This window comes from Mesorhizobium sp. M7A.F.Ca.ET.027.03.2.1, from assembly GCF_003999175.1.
Taxonomy (GTDB): domain Bacteria; phylum Pseudomonadota; class Alphaproteobacteria; order Rhizobiales; family Rhizobiaceae; genus Mesorhizobium.
Map to the genome: position 1 here is coordinate 1 of NZ_RZOM01001524.1, position 1,003 is coordinate 1,003.

General features: G+C 65.5%; 1 protein-coding gene. It reads left to right on the plus strand.

Annotated elements, in window-relative coordinates; translation table 11 throughout:
- Positions 1 to 915, plus strand: a 915-nt coding sequence (locus tag EN750_RS36145) for a DUF4159 domain-containing protein (RefSeq protein WP_145968273.1), incomplete at its 5' end; no start/stop codon positions are given.
- Between the last annotated feature and the right edge of the window lie 88 nt (positions 916 to 1,003).

The window sequence follows — 1,003 nt, forward strand, 5'->3', positions numbered from 1 at the left end:
GTGCTGATGCTGCTTGATACGCTGGCGGTGTTCTGGATGGGCGGCCTGTTTTCACGCCGGCCGCGCCGCGCCGGTGCCGTGACAACCACCGCCGCCGTCCTGATTGCGCTGGGTAGCTTGTTCGGTCATGCCGACCTTGCCCGCGCCGACGACGCCAAGCCGGGTGACGAAATTGCCATCGAGGCGATTTCGAAGACCCGCATCGCCTATGTGCTGACCGGCGTGCCGGGCGACGATTCGATCAGCCGCGCCGGGCTCGAGGGGCTGACGCGCTTTCTGGTCGAGAAGACGGCGCTGGAACCGGGCGAGCCGGCCGGCGTCGACATCTCCCGGGACGAGCTGTCGTTCTATCCGCTGATCTACTGGCCGATCGATCCGGCCGCACCGATGCCCAGCCAGGCAGCGATCGCCCGCGTCGACGCCTATATGCAGCAAGGCGGCACGGTGCTGTTCGACACCCGCGACCAGTTCGCCAACGGCATCGGCGCCGATTCGACCAGCCCGGCGACGGAGCGGCTGCGCGACATCCTCGGCAATCTCAACGTGCCGCCGCTGGAACCGGTACCGTCCGACCACGTGCTGACCAAATCCTTCTTCATCCTGCCCGAATTCCCCGGCCGCTTCGCCGGCAGCCCGCTCTGGGTCGAGGCCTCGCTCGACGCCAGCAACGCCGAGAACCGGCCGGTGCGTACCGGCGATGGCGTCTCGCCGATCATGATCACCGCCAATGATTTCGCTGGCGCCTGGGCGGTCGACCAGAACGGCGATGCGATGCTGCCAACCGTGCCGGCAGACCCGATGCAGCGCATCTACGCGCTGCGCGCCGGCGTCAACATCATGATGTACATGCTGACCGGCAACTACAAATCCGACCAGGTGCACGTGCCCATACTGCTCGAACGGCTGGGGCAGTAGAATGAGTTTGTTTGGTGCCCTCCGGTCGCGGATAAACCCTCCCCACAAACGGGAGGGTAAGGAATGAATTGGTCGATCTCCTTCGAAC